This window comes from Micromonospora sp. WMMD730 (assembly GCF_049178955.1).
Lineage (GTDB): Bacteria > Actinomycetota > Actinomycetes > Mycobacteriales > Micromonosporaceae > Micromonospora > Micromonospora wenchangensis.
Genome location: NZ_JBMHML010000002.1, coordinates 6,205,543 through 6,222,872, shown reverse-complemented (window position 1 = coordinate 6,222,872; position 17,330 = coordinate 6,205,543). Strand labels below are relative to the sequence as shown.

At 71.1% G+C, this 17,330-nt stretch carries 13 protein-coding genes, 1 tRNA gene and 1 other RNA gene; 9 read left to right on the top strand and 6 right to left on the bottom strand.

All coding sequences use genetic code 11. From position 1 onward, the window contains the following. Positions 1 to 54 precede the first annotated feature (54 nt). The 3 genes from smpB (at position 55) to ACN265_RS26345 (ending at position 2,306) form a co-directional block, all read left to right on the top strand. Positions 55 to 534, top strand: a complete 480-nt coding sequence (gene smpB, locus ACN265_RS26355; RefSeq protein ID WP_204927317.1) for an SsrA-binding protein SmpB — start codon at positions 55 to 57, stop codon at positions 532 to 534. Positions 535 to 639: 105 nt separating this feature from the next. Beyond that, positions 640 to 1,015: a transfer-messenger RNA gene (ssrA, locus tag ACN265_RS26350) on the top strand. A gap of 310 nt (positions 1,016 to 1,325) precedes the next feature. Continuing rightward, a complete protein-coding gene (locus tag ACN265_RS26345) occupies positions 1,326 to 2,306 on the top strand; it encodes a hypothetical protein (RefSeq protein ID WP_421410288.1) in 981 nt (326 codons plus the stop codon). A gap of 150 nt (positions 2,307 to 2,456) precedes the next feature. Here the strand turns inward: ACN265_RS26345 and mdlC are convergent, their stop codons facing one another. Both mdlC and ACN265_RS26335 read right to left on the bottom strand, forming a co-directional pair. After that, positions 2,457 to 4,052, bottom strand: coding sequence for a benzoylformate decarboxylase (mdlC, locus tag ACN265_RS26340; protein WP_421410285.1), 1,596 nt, complete (start codon positions 4,050 to 4,052; stop codon positions 2,457 to 2,459). 158 nt (positions 4,053 to 4,210) lie between these two features. Next, on the bottom strand, positions 4,211 to 5,014 hold the full coding sequence (locus tag ACN265_RS26335; protein WP_421410283.1) for an S-methyl-5'-thioadenosine phosphorylase: 804 nt from the start codon (positions 5,012 to 5,014) through the stop codon (positions 4,211 to 4,213). A 141-nt stretch (positions 5,015 to 5,155) separates the two neighbouring features. Between ACN265_RS26335 and ACN265_RS26330 the strand changes: the two genes are divergently transcribed. Both ACN265_RS26330 and ACN265_RS26325 read left to right on the top strand, forming a co-directional pair. After that, positions 5,156 to 5,755: a YqgE/AlgH family protein gene (locus ACN265_RS26330; protein WP_088642982.1), complete on the top strand. Its 600-nt coding sequence runs from the start codon at positions 5,156 to 5,158 to the stop codon at positions 5,753 to 5,755. A gap of 85 nt (positions 5,756 to 5,840) precedes the next feature. Then, positions 5,841 to 5,913 (top strand) — tRNA-Ala (locus tag ACN265_RS26325). Between the two features lie 442 nt (positions 5,914 to 6,355). On the opposite strand, the gene ACN265_RS26320 is transcribed toward ACN265_RS26325, so the two are convergent. After that, positions 6,356 to 6,484: a hypothetical protein gene (locus ACN265_RS26320; protein ID WP_255553766.1), complete on the bottom strand. Its 129-nt coding sequence runs from the start codon at positions 6,482 to 6,484 to the stop codon at positions 6,356 to 6,358. A 522-nt stretch (positions 6,485 to 7,006) separates the two neighbouring features. Between ACN265_RS26320 and ACN265_RS26315 the strand changes: the two genes are divergently transcribed. The 4 genes from ACN265_RS26315 to ACN265_RS26300 are packed head-to-tail and all read left to right on the top strand — an operon-like array spanning position 7,007 to position 10,583. Beyond that, positions 7,007 to 7,972, top strand: a complete 966-nt coding sequence (locus ACN265_RS26315) for an ABC transporter substrate-binding protein (protein ID WP_204927313.1) — start codon at positions 7,007 to 7,009, stop codon at positions 7,970 to 7,972. A 51-nt stretch (positions 7,973 to 8,023) separates the two neighbouring features. Beyond that, positions 8,024 to 8,875, top strand: coding sequence for an ABC transporter permease (locus ACN265_RS26310; protein WP_421410281.1), 852 nt, complete (start codon positions 8,024 to 8,026; stop codon positions 8,873 to 8,875). After that, positions 8,872 to 9,714 carry an ABC transporter permease gene (locus ACN265_RS26305; protein ID WP_204927311.1) on the top strand — a complete coding sequence of 281 codons (843 nt, stop codon included), beginning with the start codon at positions 8,872 to 8,874 and terminating at the stop codon, positions 9,712 to 9,714. The genes ACN265_RS26310 and ACN265_RS26305 overlap by 4 nt, the downstream gene beginning before the upstream one ends. A 23-nt stretch (positions 9,715 to 9,737) precedes the next feature. Continuing rightward, complete coding sequence (locus ACN265_RS26300) at positions 9,738 to 10,583, top strand: ABC transporter ATP-binding protein (RefSeq protein WP_357931359.1); 846 nt, start codon at positions 9,738 to 9,740, stop codon at positions 10,581 to 10,583. A gap of 150 nt (positions 10,584 to 10,733) precedes the next feature. Here the strand turns inward: ACN265_RS26300 and drmC are convergent, their stop codons facing one another. Genes drmC through drmA form a run of 3 tightly spaced genes read right to left on the bottom strand, consistent with a single transcriptional unit; the run spans position 10,734 to position 16,869 of the window. Then, the gene (gene drmC, locus ACN265_RS26295) at positions 10,734 to 11,534 is read right to left on the bottom strand and encodes a DISARM system phospholipase D-like protein DrmC (RefSeq protein WP_421410279.1); all 801 of its coding nucleotides are present in this window, start codon (positions 11,532 to 11,534) and stop codon (positions 10,734 to 10,736) included. Beyond that, the gene (gene drmB / locus ACN265_RS26290; protein WP_421410277.1) at positions 11,531 to 13,369 is read right to left on the bottom strand and encodes a DrmB family protein; all 1,839 of its coding nucleotides are present in this window, start codon (positions 13,367 to 13,369) and stop codon (positions 11,531 to 11,533) included. Before drmB ends, drmC begins: the two co-directional genes overlap by 4 nt. Then, positions 13,366 to 16,869, bottom strand: a complete 3,504-nt coding sequence (gene drmA, locus ACN265_RS26285; RefSeq protein ID WP_421410275.1) for a DISARM system helicase DrmA — start codon at positions 16,867 to 16,869, stop codon at positions 13,366 to 13,368. The genes drmB and drmA overlap by 4 nt, the downstream gene beginning before the upstream one ends. Positions 16,870 to 17,330: the final 461 nt, after the last annotated feature.

Below are 17,330 nucleotides of genomic sequence, written 5' to 3'. Positions count from 1 at the left end.
CCCCGCTCGCCGGCCGGGTGGTCGGTGAGCGTAGTGGAAGGGAGGTGGCGCCGGATGCCACGGGAGAAGGGCCGCAAGGTGGTCGCCTCCAACCGGAAGGCCCGCCACGACTACGCCATCCTCGACACGTACGAGGCGGGCATGGCGTTGACCGGCACCGAGGTCAAGTCGCTGCGTGCCGGGCGGGCCTCGCTGGTCGACGCGTTCGCCCAGGAACGTGACGGCGAGTTGTTCCTGCACGGCATGCACATCCCGGAGTACACCCAGGGCACCTGGACCAACCACGAGCCCCGGCGTACCCGCAAGCTGCTGCTGAAGCGGATGGAGATCGACAAGTTGATCGGCAAGACCCGCGAGGGGGGCCTGACCATGGTCCCGTTGCAGGTCTACTTCTCCGACGGCTGGGCGAAGGTGGAGATCGCCCTGGCCAAGGGCAAGAAGTCGTACGACAAGCGGCAGGACCTCGCCAAGCGGGACGCCGACCGGGAGATCGCCCGGGTGTCCGGTCGCCGGGGCAAGGGGATGGACGACTGATTCGCCCCTTCTGTCCGGGTCGGCACGCCGGGCCGGGGCTCGGGATGAAACCCGTTGCGGCAGGCGTTAGTCTGGACAGTGCCGCCACATCCGGCGGCCCGTCGAGGGGGTGACTGGTTTCGACTTCGTACGCAGCGACAGGGGAAGCGAGCCGAGGAAGCCGACGTCGTCTCGAGAATCGGTCGTCGGAAACCAATAAGCGCCAAGCAAAATCGCGCTGACTTCGCTCTCGCCGCCTGAGGCGAGTAGTGAGTCTGTCGGCCTGGGAACGCCTTCGTCCCAGTTAGCCGGCATCAGCTAGAAGGCTGGCCAATCGGACCCGGTCGCGGGGTCCGTGCGGCGAGATCAATCAGCGACTGGGCCCGTCACACCAACTTGCTCGCGTGAGCGGTGGGGCCGAGTAGAGGCATAGCGAGCTGCGCTCGGAGAAGCCCTGACAAACCGGCGAAGGACCCGGGTTCGATTCCCGGCACCTCCACCACCTCGATGATGCGCCCCGGTCCCCACGGACCGGGGCGCATCACTGTTCCCCCTCCCGCCCCGCCTTGCCTTGTCCCGCCCCGCCATGCCTCGTTGATCAAGAGGTTTGCGTCAGACCCGGCGCGGCGAATGACGCAAACCTCTTGATCACCCGGCCTTGACGGATGGCGTGCGGTGATCAAGAGGTTTGCGTCAGATTTGGAGATCAACTTGACGCAGACCTCTTGATCAACCAGGTGTGCGCGGTGGGAGGGCGGGGTGAGGCGTCGAGAGGGAGGGAACCGGGAACGGTGGGTGGGCGTCTCAGGGGGATGCGGCGACTCGTAGGGCTGACGTGGGGGTTGGGGCTTCTGGTGGCGGTGGGTGGGTGTGCGGCCGCCGGCTCGGTGCCCGGTGGTGCGGTGCCCGGTGGTGCGGTGCCCGGCGGGGCGGTCGGGAGTGATCCGGGGCGGCAGCGGGAGGCGTTCGACGAGCGGGCCGCCGAGGTCGCCGGGGCGTGGCGGCCCGGCCCCGAGTGGTCGAGCGGGTATCTGCCGTTGCAGGACGCCACGGTGCTCACCGGCCAGCCCGGCTTCGACGCCGGCACCGAGGCGGCCTTCCGCGCCGGCTGGTACCGGGACCAGATCGAGCTGCCGACCGCCGTACCCGCCGACGGGGCGATCCGGTTCCCCGACGGTGCCCTGACCGTACCGCTGATCAGCGCCGCCGAGGCGTACCGGCAGCTGGACCAGGGCGACCCGCCGCCGTGCGAGGGACGGCCCCGGGGGCCACGGCCCCCCGAACCCACGGCCGGTACCCGGCCGGACGATCCGGTCTCCACCCAGGCCGCCTGCATCCCGCTGACGGTCACCGGGGTCACTCTGGGCACCGCCGAGGTTCGTACCAGCCGGGGGGTCGCCGCCGTACCCGCCTGGATCTTCACCGTGGCGGAGCTGACCAGCCCGGTGGCCCGCCTGGCGGTGGCGCCCCGGTCGGTCACCGCCGCCCCGGAGCCCGCCGCCCCGAACCGGTCCCTGCCGGGCGGGGTGGCCGGTGCCGACCAGCTCCGCCGGGTCGACGGCGCCCGGCTGACGTACACGGTCGGTATGGGCGCCTGCGACAGCGGACCCACCGCCCTGGTTCGGGAGACCGACGACGTGGTGGTGGTCGGCGGCGGGGTGGTCCGGGGCACCGGGGAGTGCATCGACCTGGCGGTGCTCAAGCCGGTCACCGTGACGTTGGCGGCCCCGCTCGGGAAACGTCCGGTGCTCGACGTCGCCACCGGCCGGGTGCTCACCCTCACCGCCCACTGACCCGCCAAGCCGTTCCCGCACTCGGGTCCCCCGTCAGAACGTCGCCCGCTGGCCGGTGATCAAGAGGTTTGCGTCACCCCGCCCGGTCGAGGATGACGCAAACCTCTTGATCACCGCCGACCCCGACCTCGACGCGGGCGGGGGAGGGGTTCAGAGGAGGGCGGGGATGGTGGTACTGATCGGGGTGGGGAGCACGGTGGGGACGTCGGCGCGTAGCGCCTCGGTGAGTGCGTCGGCCAGGTCGGGCAGTGCGTCGACGACGCGGGTGGCGCAGCCGTAGCCGCGGGCGATGGCGGTGAGATCCAGGCCCGGCAGGTCCAGGCCCGGCACCCCCGGGGTGGACTTCAGCTCGGCGAACGACTTGAGGATGGCGTACTGCTGGTTCACCGGGACCAGCACGACCACCGGCAGCCGCAGCCGCGCGGCGGTCCACAACGCCTGCACCGAGTAGTGGAAGGAGCCGTCCCCGATCACCGCGACCACCGGCCGGCCCCGCCCGGTGTCCCGCTCGGCGAGGGCGATACCCACGGCGGCCGGCAGCCCGTAGCCGAGCCCGCCGCTGGCCATGGTGAAGTACGACGCCGGGCGGGTCACCGGGAGCCGACGACGCAGCGCGGCGAGGTTCGACGGCGACTCCTGCACCAGCACCCCGTCGGCGGGCCAGCAGGCGGCCAGCGCGGCGAAGAGCGCGTCCGCGTCGGGCGGGTCACCCGCCGGCGGAGGTGGCGGCGTCGGACGGGCCGCCGGTGGGGGCCGGTCGGCCGCCGGCAGCAGGTCCAGCAGCGCGGCCAGGGTCAGCCCGGCATCGCCGAGCAGGCTGTCGCCCACCGGGGCCCGCGCGGCCTCGTCCGCGTCGTCGGTGACGTGCAGCAGCCGGGCCCCGGGCGGCAGATGGTCGCCGGGCACGTGCGGGTAGTAGCGGAACACCGGCGCGCCGACCACCAGCACCACGTCGTGCCCGGTGAGTTTCTCGGCCAGCGGGGCGATCGCGTACGGCAGCACCCCCCGGTAGTGCGGGTGGTGCTCCGGAAAGGCGGCCCGCTCCGGTGCCGGCGCGGACCAGACCGGCGCGGCGAGCCGTTCGGCCGCCGCCGCCGCCACCGGCCAGGCGGCGGCCCGGTCCACCGCCGCGCCGAGCACCAGCACCGGGTTGTGGGCGGCGGTGAGCAGCGCGGCGAACTCCCGCAGCCGACGCGGGTCGGGGGCGAACCGGGTGGCCACCGTCCGCACCTGCGGCGGCGGGTCCGCCGGCTGGTGCCAGTCGTCCAACGGCAGGGAGAGGTAGACCGGGCCGCTCGGCGGTTGCGCCGCCGTGGCGTACGCCCGCATGAACGCCGCCGGGACGTCCTGCGCCCGCACCGGCTCGTGGCTCCACTTCACGTACGGCTGGGGCAGTTCGGTGGGGTGCCGATTGGCCAGCCGGGGTTCCATCAGCAGCATCTCCCGGCTCTGCTGCCCGGCGGAGACGATCAGCGGCGTCCGGTTGTGCCACGCGGTGACCAGGCTGCCCATGCCGTTGCCGGTGCCCGGGGCGGTGTGCAGGTTGACGTGCGCCGGCCGGCCGGTGGCCTGGGCGTACCCGTCGGCCATGGCGACGGCCGACGCCTCGTGCAGGGCGTGCACGTAGTGGAAGTCGGCCGGGAAGTCCTGGAGGAACGGCTCCTCGGTCGAGCCCGGGTTGCCGAAGACCGTGGTCAGGTCGAGGGCGCGGAGCAGGTCGTAGGTGGTCTCCCGGACGGTCGCCATCGCCCTCCGCCTCCGTGTCCCCGACCCGTCCGGCGTCCGCCGGGACCGGACCCCTGACCTGCCGAATCTAGCGGGCGGCAGCCGGCGTTCCGCGTGCTTTGCCGGCTATTGCCCTGTCCGGGGCTGCCGGGAGGCCGTCCGGGCCGAGCGGCGACGGGTCAGGGGAGGGGGAACGGGGTCCGGATGCCGTCCAGCGCGTGCCCGCAGGGGCAGTCGCGGTCGGTGGGCAGGGCGGCCACCGCGTCCAGCAGTACGCCGCGCAGCCGGTCGGTGTTCTCGCCGAAGACCCGGAACACCTCCTCCTGGGTGACCGAGTCGCCCGCCTCCACCCCGGCGTCCAGGTCGGTGACCAGGGCGATGGAGGTGTAGCAGAGGGCCAGTTCGCGGGCGAGTACCGCCTCCGGGTGGCCGGTCATGTTGACCACCGTGCCGCCCATCGCGGCGTACCAGCGGGATTCCGCACGGGTGGAGAAGCGTGGCCCCTCGACCACCACCACCGTGCCGCCGTCGACCGCCGGCACGTCGCGCCCGGCCGCCGCGTCGAGCAGGGTACGCCGCCCGACCGGGCAGTACGGGTCGCCGAACGCCACGTGCACCGCGCCCTGGTCGTAGTAGGTCTGCACCCGGCCGCTGGTGCGGTCGATGAGCTGGTCGGGCACCACGAACGTGCCGGGGCCCAACTCGGGGCGCAGCCCGCCGACGGCACAGGGGGCGAGCACCTGGCGTACCCCGAGCGACCGCAGCGCCCACAGGTTCGCCCGGTACGGGATCAGGTGCGGGGGGTGGCGGTGATCACGCCCGTGCCGGGGCAGGAACGCCACCGACCGGCCGTCCACGGTGGCGATGGTGAGCACGTCCGAGGGGGCGCCGTAGGGGGTCTCGACCTGGTGTTCCGTGGCGTCGTCGAGGAGCGCGTACAGCCCCGAACCGCCGATCACCGCGATGTCCGCCGTCGGACCCATCGATCCTCCCTCGACCGCCCTCGATCACCTGTCGGTCAGACCTTAGCCACCGCACCGGGTGCAGGCTATGGTGCCAGGCATGGCGGTGAGAGCACAGATGGTCGGTGGTGCCCGGTTGTCGGACCCGGTGCGCGGCTGACGATGTCCGAGACGCAGGGGGAGGGACCGGCGATCAGCGGTCGTGCCGTGGAGTCGATGACCGGGCGGCTGCTGGTCGCGACGCCGGCCCTCAAGGATCCGAACTTCGATCGTACGGTGGTGCTGCTGGTCGCCCACGAGGCCAACGGGGCGCTCGGGGTGGTGCTCAACCGGGCCACCGAGGTGGCCGTCGCGGACGTCCTCGGCGAGTGGAGCGATCTCGCCCGGCATCCGGCGGTGCTCTTCGAGGGCGGCCCGGTGCAGCCGGAGTCGGCGATCTGCCTGGCCCGGATGCGTCATCCGATGCGTCGGCTGAAGGGCTTCCAGCCGATCTCCGGTGCGGTCGGCACCGTCGATCTGTCGTCCGATCCGGAGCGGATGCGCGACAGCATCGGCGGCATCCGGGTGTTCGCCGGCTACTCCGGCTGGGGCTCCGGGCAGCTGGAGCAGGAGATCGAGGACGGCTCCTGGTTCGTGCTCGATGCGCTGCCCGGGGACGCCTTCGTCGACCGTCCGGACGACCTCTGGCCGATGGTGCTGCGCCGGCAGGGCGGCATGATGGCGGCGGTCGCGCACTTCCCGCCGGACGTGGCGTTGAACTGATCCGCCGGGGACCCCCGCGAGATGACCATGCTCGGCCGCGTGTGTATAGTTCTCTCCGTGCCCGGGCGACCGGGGACGACCGCAAGGGGCCGTGGCGCAGCTGGTAGCGCACCACACTGGCAGTGTGGGGGTCAGGGGTTCGAGTCCCCTCGGCTCCACCCTTGAGGCAACAGGTCAGCGGCCTGGTCGAGCATCGACCGGGCCGCTTTTCCGTATCCGGCCCGGCTGGCTACGCCACCCGGGCCGGGGCAGTGTGCGTCGACGGGCTGACGATGCCGGACACCCCGACGCCGGCTGGGGTCGGTGGCGCGGGGTGGCCGGTCGTCCTGACTCCGCCCTTACCGGGCCGGCCGCCCGCGCGCTGGGGTGTGGGGACCGGCCCACCTGCCCGGCTGGGGTTGCGGGGGTGGGTGGTCTCCTGCGCCGGGGCCGGCCGCGACGACGGAGGGACCGTCACGGGTACGGGCGACGGACTGCCGCAGATACCGGGGTGCTGGGGTCACCGACGACGGTCTGCTCCGCCACGGTGTGGACAGGAGCGGCCGACGCGGACGGTGTGGCCGGATCCGGGCAGGGTGCGCCGAGGCGCGGAGCTGCCGATCAGAACGGAACGAGGGCCTTGCCCGCGCCGGTGCCGGGGCGGATGGCGGGGAACTCCGGTCCCTTCCAGTGGCCGATCGGCGCGCGGGTGATGGCGGGAACGGCCGCGACGGGCTCTTCCACGCTCATGTCCACTCCCGGGGGCCGGCGGCATCTGGTGGAGAAGCTAGCCGCCGTCACGGGCCCGGTCAACCAGGGGAGACGTATCGTTATCTGCCCGCCGACCTGCGTGTTCGCCGGGTTGGGCGGAGTGCCGGCAGTCTGCGTTATGGCGCAATGCGAGATAACGTTCCGCATCTTGACAGAGGTTTTCGGGCCCCGTACCTTCGCTGCAAGTCGGCGAGGCGTCAGGGTGCTGCTGGGGTGCAGCCCGACCGCCCGAACCGACCGTGACCAGCGTTGCCCGGCCATGCCGTGACGCCGTCTGCGGTTCTCGCGGCCCTGATTGATTCCCTCGAACCGGCAATTCAGGCATTCAGCACCATCACCAAGTCGATGCAGCTCGCGTCGGAACCGCACCGCAGCAGCCAGGCGGTCGTATCCGTCGCGGCAGAGCCGTCCCTTCGTATCCACCGAACGCCCTCATTCCCGCAACCGGCACCGGCAGCGGGAGACGTCGGGGCCACGCGCGAAGCACATAGGAGCATCACGATGAACACACGACGTACCGGTGCGATGGTCGCCCTCGCCGCGCTGCTCTTCACGAGCGCCTGCGGCGGGGCCGAAGGCGCTGCGGACAACGCGGACGGCACCACGAAGGTCTCCGTCACGACGTTCGGCTGCGAAATCTGGAACACCTGGGCGATCGGGAAGGGCGTCTACGGCAAGCACCGCCTCGACGTCGAACTGGTCCGCTCCGGAGGTGGCTCGGCGGCGGTCGCCGCAGTGCTCTCCGGGGCGGCCGACTTCGGCTACGTCAACGGCTACACCGCGATCAACGCCTACAACACCGGCTTCCCGATCCAGATGGTGTCCGGGGTGAACGTCAACGCGCTGCCGCCGGCCAAGCCCGCGCAGGGCGTCTTCGTCGGCAAGGACTCCCCGATCAAGGCGGCCGCCGACCTCGCCGGCAAGAAGATCGCGGTCAACGAGATCAACGGGATCAACCAGATTGTCACCGCGAGCTGGCTGAAGGCCAACGGGGTCGAGCCGGACAGCGTCAGCTTCGTGGCGCTGCCCTTCACCGAGCAGATCCCCGCCGTGCTCAGTGGACGGGTCGACGCCGCGCAACTGGGCTACTCGCTGCTGGGCAACAACAACGACAACGTACGCAGCCTGGCCGACCCCTTCGCCAGCAGCGACAAGATCTACATCGCGACCTACGTCGCCGCCAAGAGCTTCGTCGGCAAGGGCGACGCCGCCAAGCGTTTCCACGAGGCGATCGCCGAGACCGCGCAGCAGCTCAGCGACCCGGCCAATAAGGACGAGGCGTTCCGGCTGCTCTCCGAGTGCCAGAAGGTGCCGGCGGAGACCCTCGCCGCACAACCGCAGAACGCTCTCGAAGCCGCCGTCGACGTCGCCGCGCTGGACCGGATGGCCCAGCAGATGGTCGACCTGAAGATGCTCCAGAAGAAGCCCGACCTGGGGCCCTTCGTCACCGACTTCGCGCGGTCCTGACCTGTCCTGTCGTCGCGGTAGGCGGGCCACCATGAGGGGAGAGGACGTGACATGGCGTCGGACGTCCACGTGATTGACCAGGTCGAGGCGGACGCCCGACCCACCGGCGGGCCCGTCGCGGCCCGCCGGTGGGGCCCCACACCCGACTGGGTGCTGGGAGTGGCGGGCGTGGTGACCATGTTCGTGCTGTGGGACCTGGTGGTCCGGACCGGGACGGTCTCGGTGGACTCCCTGCCGTACCCGGTGGACACCCTGCAACGCGCCGGCGAACTGCTCGTCGACGCGACGTTCCTGACCGAGGTGGCGCAGACCCTGTGGGCGTGGCTGCTCGCCATGCTCGTCGCCAGCGCCGTCGGCATTCCGCTGGGGCTGACCCTGGGCTACTTCTCCGCCCTCTACCGGCCGTCGTCCTCGGTGGTGCACGCCGGCCGGTCGATCCCCTCCTCGGCGTTCCTGCCGATCGCCATCCTGATGTTCGGCCTGGGCACCCAGATGAAGGTGTCCCTGGCGATCTACGCGATCTTCTGGCCGATCCTGCTCAACGCGATGTACGGCGTCCGCGACACCGAACCGCTGATGCTGGCCACGGGGCGGAGCATGGGCTGGACGCGTACCCGGCTGCTGACCAGGGTGGTGCTGCCGTCGGCGGCCCCGTCCATCGCCACCGGGCTGCGGGTCGCCAGCTCGACGGCGCTCATCGTGGTGCTCTCCGCCGAACTGCTCGGTGCCACCAACGGGGTGGGAACGGTGATCACCACGTACCAGCAGGCGCAGCGACCCGACTTCGTCTACGCGGGCATCCTGCTCGTCGGCCTGCTCGGAATGGGCCTCTACTACGGCTTCAACCTGGTTGAGCGCCTGGTGGTGCCGTGGGGCCAGGCACAGCGGGAGGGTGGACGATGAGCGGGCAGGGGTTGAGCCGGCCGGTGGTCACGTCGGCGCTGGCGGTGGGACGCGGGGTGCGGTCGCTGTGGCTGCTCGCCCTGCTGCTGGTGGTGTGGGAGGTCGCCGCCCGGATGGTGGGCTCCCTGTTCGTACCGCCGGTGTCGCAGATCTTCGGAGCGTTCGTCGACACCTGGCTGTCCGCGTCCCCGTCGTCGCTGTTCCTCAGTTCCCAGTTCCGGGCCGACGTCCTGCCGAGTCTCGTCCGGCTCGGCCTGGGCTACGGCGCGGCGACGGTGCTCGGCGTCGGTCTCGGCATCCTGATCGGGGTGTGGCGGCCGGCCGGCGCGTTCTTCAACCCGCTGATCCGACTGGGCATGTCGGTGCCGGTCACCGCTCTGCTGCCCATCGCCATCGTGCTGTTCGGCATCACCAGCGGGATGAACGTCTTCCTCATCGCGCTGGGCTGCCTCTGGCCGATCCTGATCAACACCTACGACGGCGTCCGGGGCATCGACCGTACGGTGGTCACCGCCGCCCGGAGCCTGCGACTGACCCGGCGGCGCTACTTCCTGCGGGTCCTGCTGCCCGGCGCCAGCCCGGCGATCTTCGCGGGGATGCGGATCAGCATCGGGATCGCGCTGGTCCTGATGGTGATCTCAGAGCTGTACGCCGCCACGGCCGGCCTCGGGTTCTACATCGTGAGCCAGCAGCGGCTGTTCCAGTTCCCGCAGCTGTGGTCGGCGATCGTCCTGCTGGCGCTGCTGGGCATCCTCTTCAACGCCGTCTTCGCCCTGGTCGAGCGGGTGCTGCTGCGGTGGCACCGCAACGTGCGCCCCGACAGCGCGGAAAGCCACTGACCGACACCACGTAGGAGCCCCGGATGAACCCCGTGACGACCCGACCGCACCAGCCCGGTGCCGCCCTCGACACCCCCGTGCTCGACGTGCAGGAGTTGAGCAAGTCCTACCGGTCCCGCAAGGGCGACGTGCCCGCCGTACGCAGCATCGAGTTCGCCGTCCACGCCGGCCAGTTCGTGTCGGTGGTGGGGCCTTCCGGCTGCGGCAAGACCACCCTGATGATGTGCATCGCCGGGCTGCTGCCCATCTCCGGCGGCGCGGTCATGTTCCGGGGGGAACGCATGTCCGGTCCCCGTGACGGCGTGGCGGTCGTCTTCCAGGACTACAGCCGCTCGCTGTTCCCCTGGTTGACGGTCGAGAAGAACGTCGCCCTCCCGCTGCGGGACCGGGGTCTGCCCCGCGCCGAGATCCGGCAGCGGGTGCAGGAGTCGCTGGAGATGGTGGGCCTGGCCCACGCCGCCGGGTTGCACCCGTGGCAGCTCTCCGGCGGCATGCAGCAGCGGGTCGCCATCGCCCGGGGGCTCGCCGTACGACCGGAAATGCTGATCATGGACGAGCCGTTCGCCTCGGTCGACGCCCAGACCCGGGCCAGCCTGGAGGACCTGCTGCTCAAGGTCTGGGCCGAGACCGGCACGACCGTGCTGTTCGTGACCCACGACATCGACGAGGCCGTGTACCTGTCCGACCGGGTGGTCGTGCTGTCGCAGGGCCCCTCCGTCGTCGTGGCGGACCTGCCGGTCACCCTCGACCGGCCCCGCGACCAGATCGCCACCAAGCAGACCCCGCTCTTCGGTGAACTCCGCGAACACGTGTACTCCCTGGTCATGGCCTCGCAGCGGCGGACCTCCCTGTCGGGGGAGCCGAGCTGACCGGGTGACCGGGCCGCGTCGACGCGGCTTACGGGTGGGACGGGCCTTTCGGGAGAGGCCCGTCCCGCCCTTCCGTGTGCCTCTGCTGCTCAAGCGCATCGGGAGTCGGCAGAGGCAGGTTCTGGACCTTGGTAGTAGGTAGCCGTCTGCTTAGAGGAGCCGCTTCAACACGCCGGTCCGTGGATCGGTAAGGGCCCGGAAATGCGCGACGAGCCTACGCACCACCGCTGGATCATGGAGCACCACGCCGACCTCGATGTTGTGCGACAGCGCTCGGTCGGTGAGGTTGGCGCTGCTGATCACCGCTACCTCGTCGTCAGCAGCGATGAGTTTTGCGTGCAACGCGGCGCGTGGATTCCCACTGGCGGCCCGTCGTGCGGCCGGCCAGTGCCAGAACGTCGCCTGATGCCGGAGCGCGGCGAAAGTCGCTGCGGCCCCGGACCCCCGTAAGGCACCACCGTCTTCGGTAGAGCTTTCCAGAATCAGATCGATGTGTACGCCCCGCTGAGCCGCGGACAGCAGTTCGTTGATCACCTCGGCGATCCCGTAGGCGGCGAAGCTCGCCACGAGCAGCCTGCTCCGGGCGCCCCGGATGACCTCGACGACCACGGAACTGGTGAGCCGCACCGGCCCGGCGACGGTGGTTGGCCCGCTGACCGCCAACTCGGTCCGCCTGGCCTCGGTGCGCCGCTGCAGCAGGGCGGAGCTGCGCAACGCGAGCGCGACGGCCGCGCCCGAGAGGTCGGGTGCCTCGGTACGCCAGCTCCGGATCAGCCGTTCGGCATGAGTGCCGACCGAGAACCCGGGTCGGGCATCGGCCAGTTCGGCGACCATCGCACCGTCACCGGGAGCATCCACATTCACCAGCACATCGGCCCAGACGTCGAGATGGTCGGCGGGGAGCATGGTGGTTAGGTCGGCGATCAGCGCCGCGAACCGCTCGTGGCTCACCGGGCGAAGAATCCGGAGCCGGGGTCGTTGAGAGTGTCGACCAGCAGTGCCCGGTCGAGGTAGTGGTTTCCCCGCTCGCAGGAGGTTTCTGCGGCGAAGAGGCAGGCGTGGCAGGCGGCGGCGGATAGCCGGGCGTGCACGGTCGGATCGAGCTCCGCACAGAGCGGATCGGAACTGCACAACCGGGCGGCTTCCAGTGCCCGCTCGACGAGGCCCCCCAGCCGGTCACTGCGTCCCAGCGAAACCAGACCGCCGAGGGTGCCCTCGCTGTCGGGTGCCGAGGTGTAGAGCAGCACCCCAGCGCCGAGGGTGTCGTCCATCCGGCCGTAGATACGCTCGCCGATACCGGCGGCGCTGTATCCGCATTCCAGGGCCAACTCGCGGATGAGCACATGGGCGAGGGTGTGCAGCAGGACGTACCGGGCGCCGGGGTGCTCCTCCGGGTCGAGCCTGCGCTGTGCCCGCCAGCGGTCATGGGCCCGGACCAGCAGCTTTTCGCGTTGCTTGACCTCCGGTCGGTGTTCCCACTCGACCACCCGCTCCTCGTCGAGGCGCAGGAAGATTCCTTCGCCCCGCATCTCGGCGCAGGGCAGCCAGGTCGGCTTGCCGACGGTCAGCGGAGCGCGCCTCCGCTCCGGGGTGTCGAGCACGTCCCACTCGGGTGCGTCGATCCGGGTGAAGCCGTACAGCGCGGAAACCTCGCGTAGGCGGGGGGCGAGGACCACCTCCCGCAGCCAACTCCGGTGCTGAGGTGGCACCGGCTCCGGGCGGATGGTGAAGTCGGGCAGCTCGGTGCTGGTGCCGGCGGTGAACGCCCGCCACTCGGGTTTGCGCAGGTCACCGCTGTCATCCGGGGCATCGCCAGGCTCAGCTTTGTTGCGGCGTTGGATAGCCGCCCAGACCCGGTCCACGCCGTAGGGCTTCAGCTCGGCCCAGCAACTCTGGGTCTGCATGATCTTTTTCGCGGTGGCCTCGTCCAGCCCGGCGAGCACGCCCAGGTCCCGCCAGTGGTCGTCGACCACCTGATCGACCGGATGCTCGGCCCGGGGAATGCTGAACACCCGCAACTGCATGGCGAACCAGCTGTTGGTGGCACCGAGAGCGAGCGTCCGGGCAGGCGCGTCGCAGTTCCCGTAAACGCCTAGGTGGGGGTGACGGCCGCGGCAGGCGGGCAGGCTCCGCTCGGCGAGAAGACCGATCGCCACCGACATCGGTCGGCGCGAACCGCACTCGCAGGAGATGAAGATGTTGGCCGCCTCGCCGGTGCTGCCGCGCTCGGTGAGGGTGAGCGAATGGCCCGCGCCCGGGTCCGTGCCGCCATGCGCGATGTAGGACCAGGGGAAGTCGTCCAGGTGGCCGTTGTCGCAGGCCAGCACGAAACGGGCCGGTACAGCGGTGGGGCGGGAGTTTCCGTTGCCCCGGCAACTGTGCACGTAACGGATCCGGTCCGGCTGGTAGGGCGACGTCAGCAGCTCGAACAGCCCGGAATCGGCCGGCGCGAGCCGGTTGCACCGGGTATCCGAGCAGCGCAGCCAGGTGGGGAAGAGGGCCACCGGCACGCCCACCCTGGTCCAGTCGGCGAACAGGTCTGACGTCTCCGGCAGGTGCGGAGGGAGGCGCAGGCTCTCCACCTGGTCGCCGAGCCTGCGCCGGACCGCCGTCAACAGCCGGTCCTCGGTGACCGGCGTCGAGTGGGTGAGGTCCCAGTGAGCCAGGCCGAGGGTCAGTACCGACAGGCTGGGCAGGTCGGCGACCGAGCCGACGCCGTAGGTGTGCAGCAACTGGTTGGGACGCAACGCACCGACCCGCAGGTTGCGCGGCTGCGGCCCGCTCATGAGGATGCCCCTGCGACGCCGCCGCCGAGGGGCGGAACGAACGGCGGTGGATCGTCCCCGATGGCACCGAGTTGCAACTGGAGCTGGATGCCCGGCTCCACGTCGCGCAGCGAGGTGGGGCAGGTGGTCTGCACCCACCGGCCCTCCTCCGGGCGGTGCAGCAGCCCGGCGACGTCATCGCTGTGGTACGGCTTGTCGTAGGCCAGCCGCCGGGCGGGCCGGGCGCGTTCCCGCGCCCACAGGTCGAGGCGGGCTTCGAGTTCGTCCTCCACCCGCTGGCGGACGGTGTTGTCGGCGGCCACCTCGCTGCGGCGTTTGAGATAGCGCACCACGTGGTCGGCGAGTTGGCCGTGCCGGTCGAATTCACGTGCCCGCAGGTTGCCGTTGTAGGTGCCCTCCAGATCGCGGACCAGCGCCACCAGCACCCCGGTCAGCCCCCGGTCGATGGCCCGCTCGGCGAACGGGGTCACCGACAGGGCCTCGACCTGCCGGTAGGCGGTGGCGTGGAAATGGCCGAACCGCTCGAAGTGCGACAGGTCGCGTGGCCGTGCCCAGTTGAAGACGGTGAACACCAGGCCCGGCGCCCTACGCCCGACCCGGCTCGTCGCCTGGATGTATTCGGCGGCGGACTTCGGCTGGTTGGCCACCACCATCACGCCCAGCCGTTCGATGTCGACCCCGACGGCGATCATGCTGGTGGCCAGGAGCACGTCGATCGGCCGGGGTGCGCCCTTGGCCCGGGTGGCGTCGAAGCGCACCGCGAGTCGGTCGAGCAACGGCCGAATGGCGTCCGAGGGCATCCGGGAGGTCAACTCCTCCAGGTACGGGTCGTACCGTCGGGCGAGCCCGCGTTCGTCGGCCTTGATCAGACGGCTGGAGACGTCGTCCTCGACGAGCCGCCGCATGCCGCCCAGGTCGCGCAGGCTGTTGAAGTAGCCGACCAGCGTCATGTAGGGATCGGTCACCGGGTTGCGGCCGTATGTCTCGTGGAGCTTTTGCGCCGCGCCGAGCACGGAGACGTAGACCCGGATCAGGGTGGCCCGGAGTCGGTTGCCGTGCGCGCAGATGCCGACGTAACGACGGCCCGGACGATCCTCGGTCGAGCGCTGCCGGGCGAAGAAGCTGTCGGAGGCGTCCAGCCCTGACGGGGGAAAGACCCGGGTCCGCCGGTTGAACAGCGCCCCGATCTGTTGCTGTGCCCGGCGCACGGTTGCGGTGGACGCGATCACCTTCGGCCGGGACCAGTGCCCCCGGACCGGTTCCCAACTGGCCAGCCGGTCCACCGCGGTCTCGTACAGCCCGACCAGTGAGCCGAGCGGCCCGGAGATCAGGTGCAGCTCGTCCTGGATGATCAGGTCGGGTGGACGGAGCCGTCCGCACGCGACGACCTTGTTGCCCGGCCGGTGTCGCCTGCGCTCCCAGTCGGTCGATTCGAGATCCTCGGTGAGATAGCCGTGCTGGTCGCAGTGCTTGCCGACCCGGCCGAAGAGAGCAGCGGTCTCGCCCTTCCACGGCAGCTGGGCGAACTTGTCGACGGTGGCGATCACCAGCGCCGGTGGGTGACGGTAGAGCTCCTCGTCGACCAGGATCACCGGCAGCCCCGCCTCGTCCTTGCGTGCCGACAGGCTGCCCACCTCGCTGAACGGGCACTCGACGTCGGGGCAGAGCACCAGGGTGCGCCAGTGGTCGCGCTCGACCACGATGTCCTTGCCAGGGTTGATCTTTGAGCCGCACCACGGGCAACTGGTGAGCTGGTGCGGTGAGCCGATGCCACGGTTGGAGCGGCCCCGCCGCCGCTCGTCCAGCCAGTCCTTGGCGTCCTGCGTGCGGTTGGGGGTGACCCGGCCGCCGACCCAGAGGCCGATCCGGATCGGCGTGCTGCCCCAGGTCTGCGGGTCGGCGCGGCGCAGGGTTTCGGCCGCGCAGATCAGCGTCGAGGCCCGCTCGAACTGCTGGATGGTGAGCAATCGCAGGGTGTACCGCATCAGCACCGTCAGCCCGACCGCACCGGTCAACCCGCCCTGGTCGGGCTGGCGACGGCGTACCGCGATGGTGAAGGCGGTGAGGCCGAGGTACGCCTCGGTCTTGCCACCACCAGTGGGGAACCAGAGCAGGTCGGCAACCGCCTTGCTGACGTCGTCACCCCGCTCCGGGTGCCGGGGGTCGGCAAGGGCCGGCAGGTTGATCAGGATGAAGGCCAACTGGAACGGACGCCACCGGTGGTTCTCCGGTCGGTCGGCGTCGGCGACCGCCTGCTCCAGCGGGATGCCCGGGTGTTCCCGCCGTCGGGCGGCGACGAGGCTGTGCACACGTTGCAGGTACATCGCCCGGTTGGCGAAGCCGAACGCCTGGCGGGCCGACGGGTCGGGGGAGGCGAGCAGCGTGATGCCGGCGGCGATCCGCTCGGCGGCCTCCCGGGCGTCGCGCAGCGCCTCGCGCACCTGGCGGTGGTAGTCGTCGAGTCGCCGTGGCGGGTCACCGGCGGTCGCCTCGTTGCGGTCGATCCACGCCCGGTAGCCGGTGACGAGGGGGCGCAACGCCGCCGTGAGGGCGTCGACCGGGCCGTCGGCCAGCTCGGCCAGCCGCCGCATGTCCAGCTCGACGTCCGCCAGCTCGGGCAGGTCGTCGTCCCGCTCGCTGCTGGGCACGTCGGTGAAGGGCATCTCGTGCGTGGGGACGGTCGCGGTGCGTACCGTAAGGGCACGTAGGGGGTCGGTGGGGGACGGCTCGGCATCGACTCCTGTGCCGTGCCCCACCGCGAACTCCGGGTGGAACCGGTAGGCCATCGCCAGCCGGCGGCGCTCCGACTGGTCGGCGGCGTCGCCGCCGGTGACCTGCTCCGGCCGGGGCAGGAAGACCGGCTCGCCGTCGGTCGGGCCGGTCGCGGTCAACCCGACCTGGAAGATCCACCGCTTCGGCTGACGCGCCGACTCGCTGTGCTCCCGGTTCTCCAAGAAGAGCGAGACCAGCCACACCTCACCCAGCCGGCGCACCCGACCCCGCACCACGACCTTCGGCTGCGCAGCGTCGGCCTCCAGCGGTGTGATCAACCCTTCCCGCAGCGGCACGGTGACCGGGCCGCCGCGCTGGTGCCGCCGCCAGACCGTGCCGCCCGCGTGCCCGTCGCGCTCGCCGACGGCGGTGTCGTAGCTGCCCCAGGAGGCGGTGACCCGCAGCGCGGTGACCGACGACGGCACGCTGGCGGTGAAGCCGAGCGCGGAGGGGGCCAGGCTCGGCACGCTCGGCGCGGTCGGCTCGGCGCCACCCTCGGCGGCATCCGAGGCGGTCGCCTCGGCGAAGGTGTCCTCAGTGGCCGGATCGACCGACGTGCCGTTGGGGGCCAACCGCCCGAGAATGTAGCGGTCGAGCGGGTTTTCCCTGGTGGAGAATTCCTCCGCCGGCCCGTCGAGCGGCCCGAGCAGGTCGGCGAGGACCAGCCGTTGCAGCTCGTCGCGAATCGCTCGCTCATCCGGTACGGCGAGCACGCCCTGCCCAGTCACGGAAGTGACCGTAGCGGTTCCCTGCGACCGCGGAGGGCGCGGTCGGCTCTGCACGTTGGAGGGCCTCGATCCGTTGGCTGGCGCGGACCGGCGTCGACCTGCTGGTGTCCCGCATCCGCGTTAGTTGCGTCGACTTTTCGACTGGGCCGCGCTTCGCGTCAGGTGCGGGCCGACTGCACCTGCGCATGGCCGAGGCAGGGCAGCTCGTCGTCGCCTACATCGGAGCCAAGCTCGCCCGACGGGGGCAGCACTGGTGCTGTCCTTGATCCGACAAGCCGGAGAAAGCGCAGCTACTCTATCCTGCCAGGGTCGCAACGGCTAGCCGCAATGGCCCGAGTTGCAGAGGATTCCTATGGCGCGAAATGTGCAGCGGAAGTCAGATCTGCGAATTGACCAAACACCCCTTCAGCAAGCACTGCAGCGTCGCTACCCCCAATTGAGCCCCGCGGATCGTGAACGGG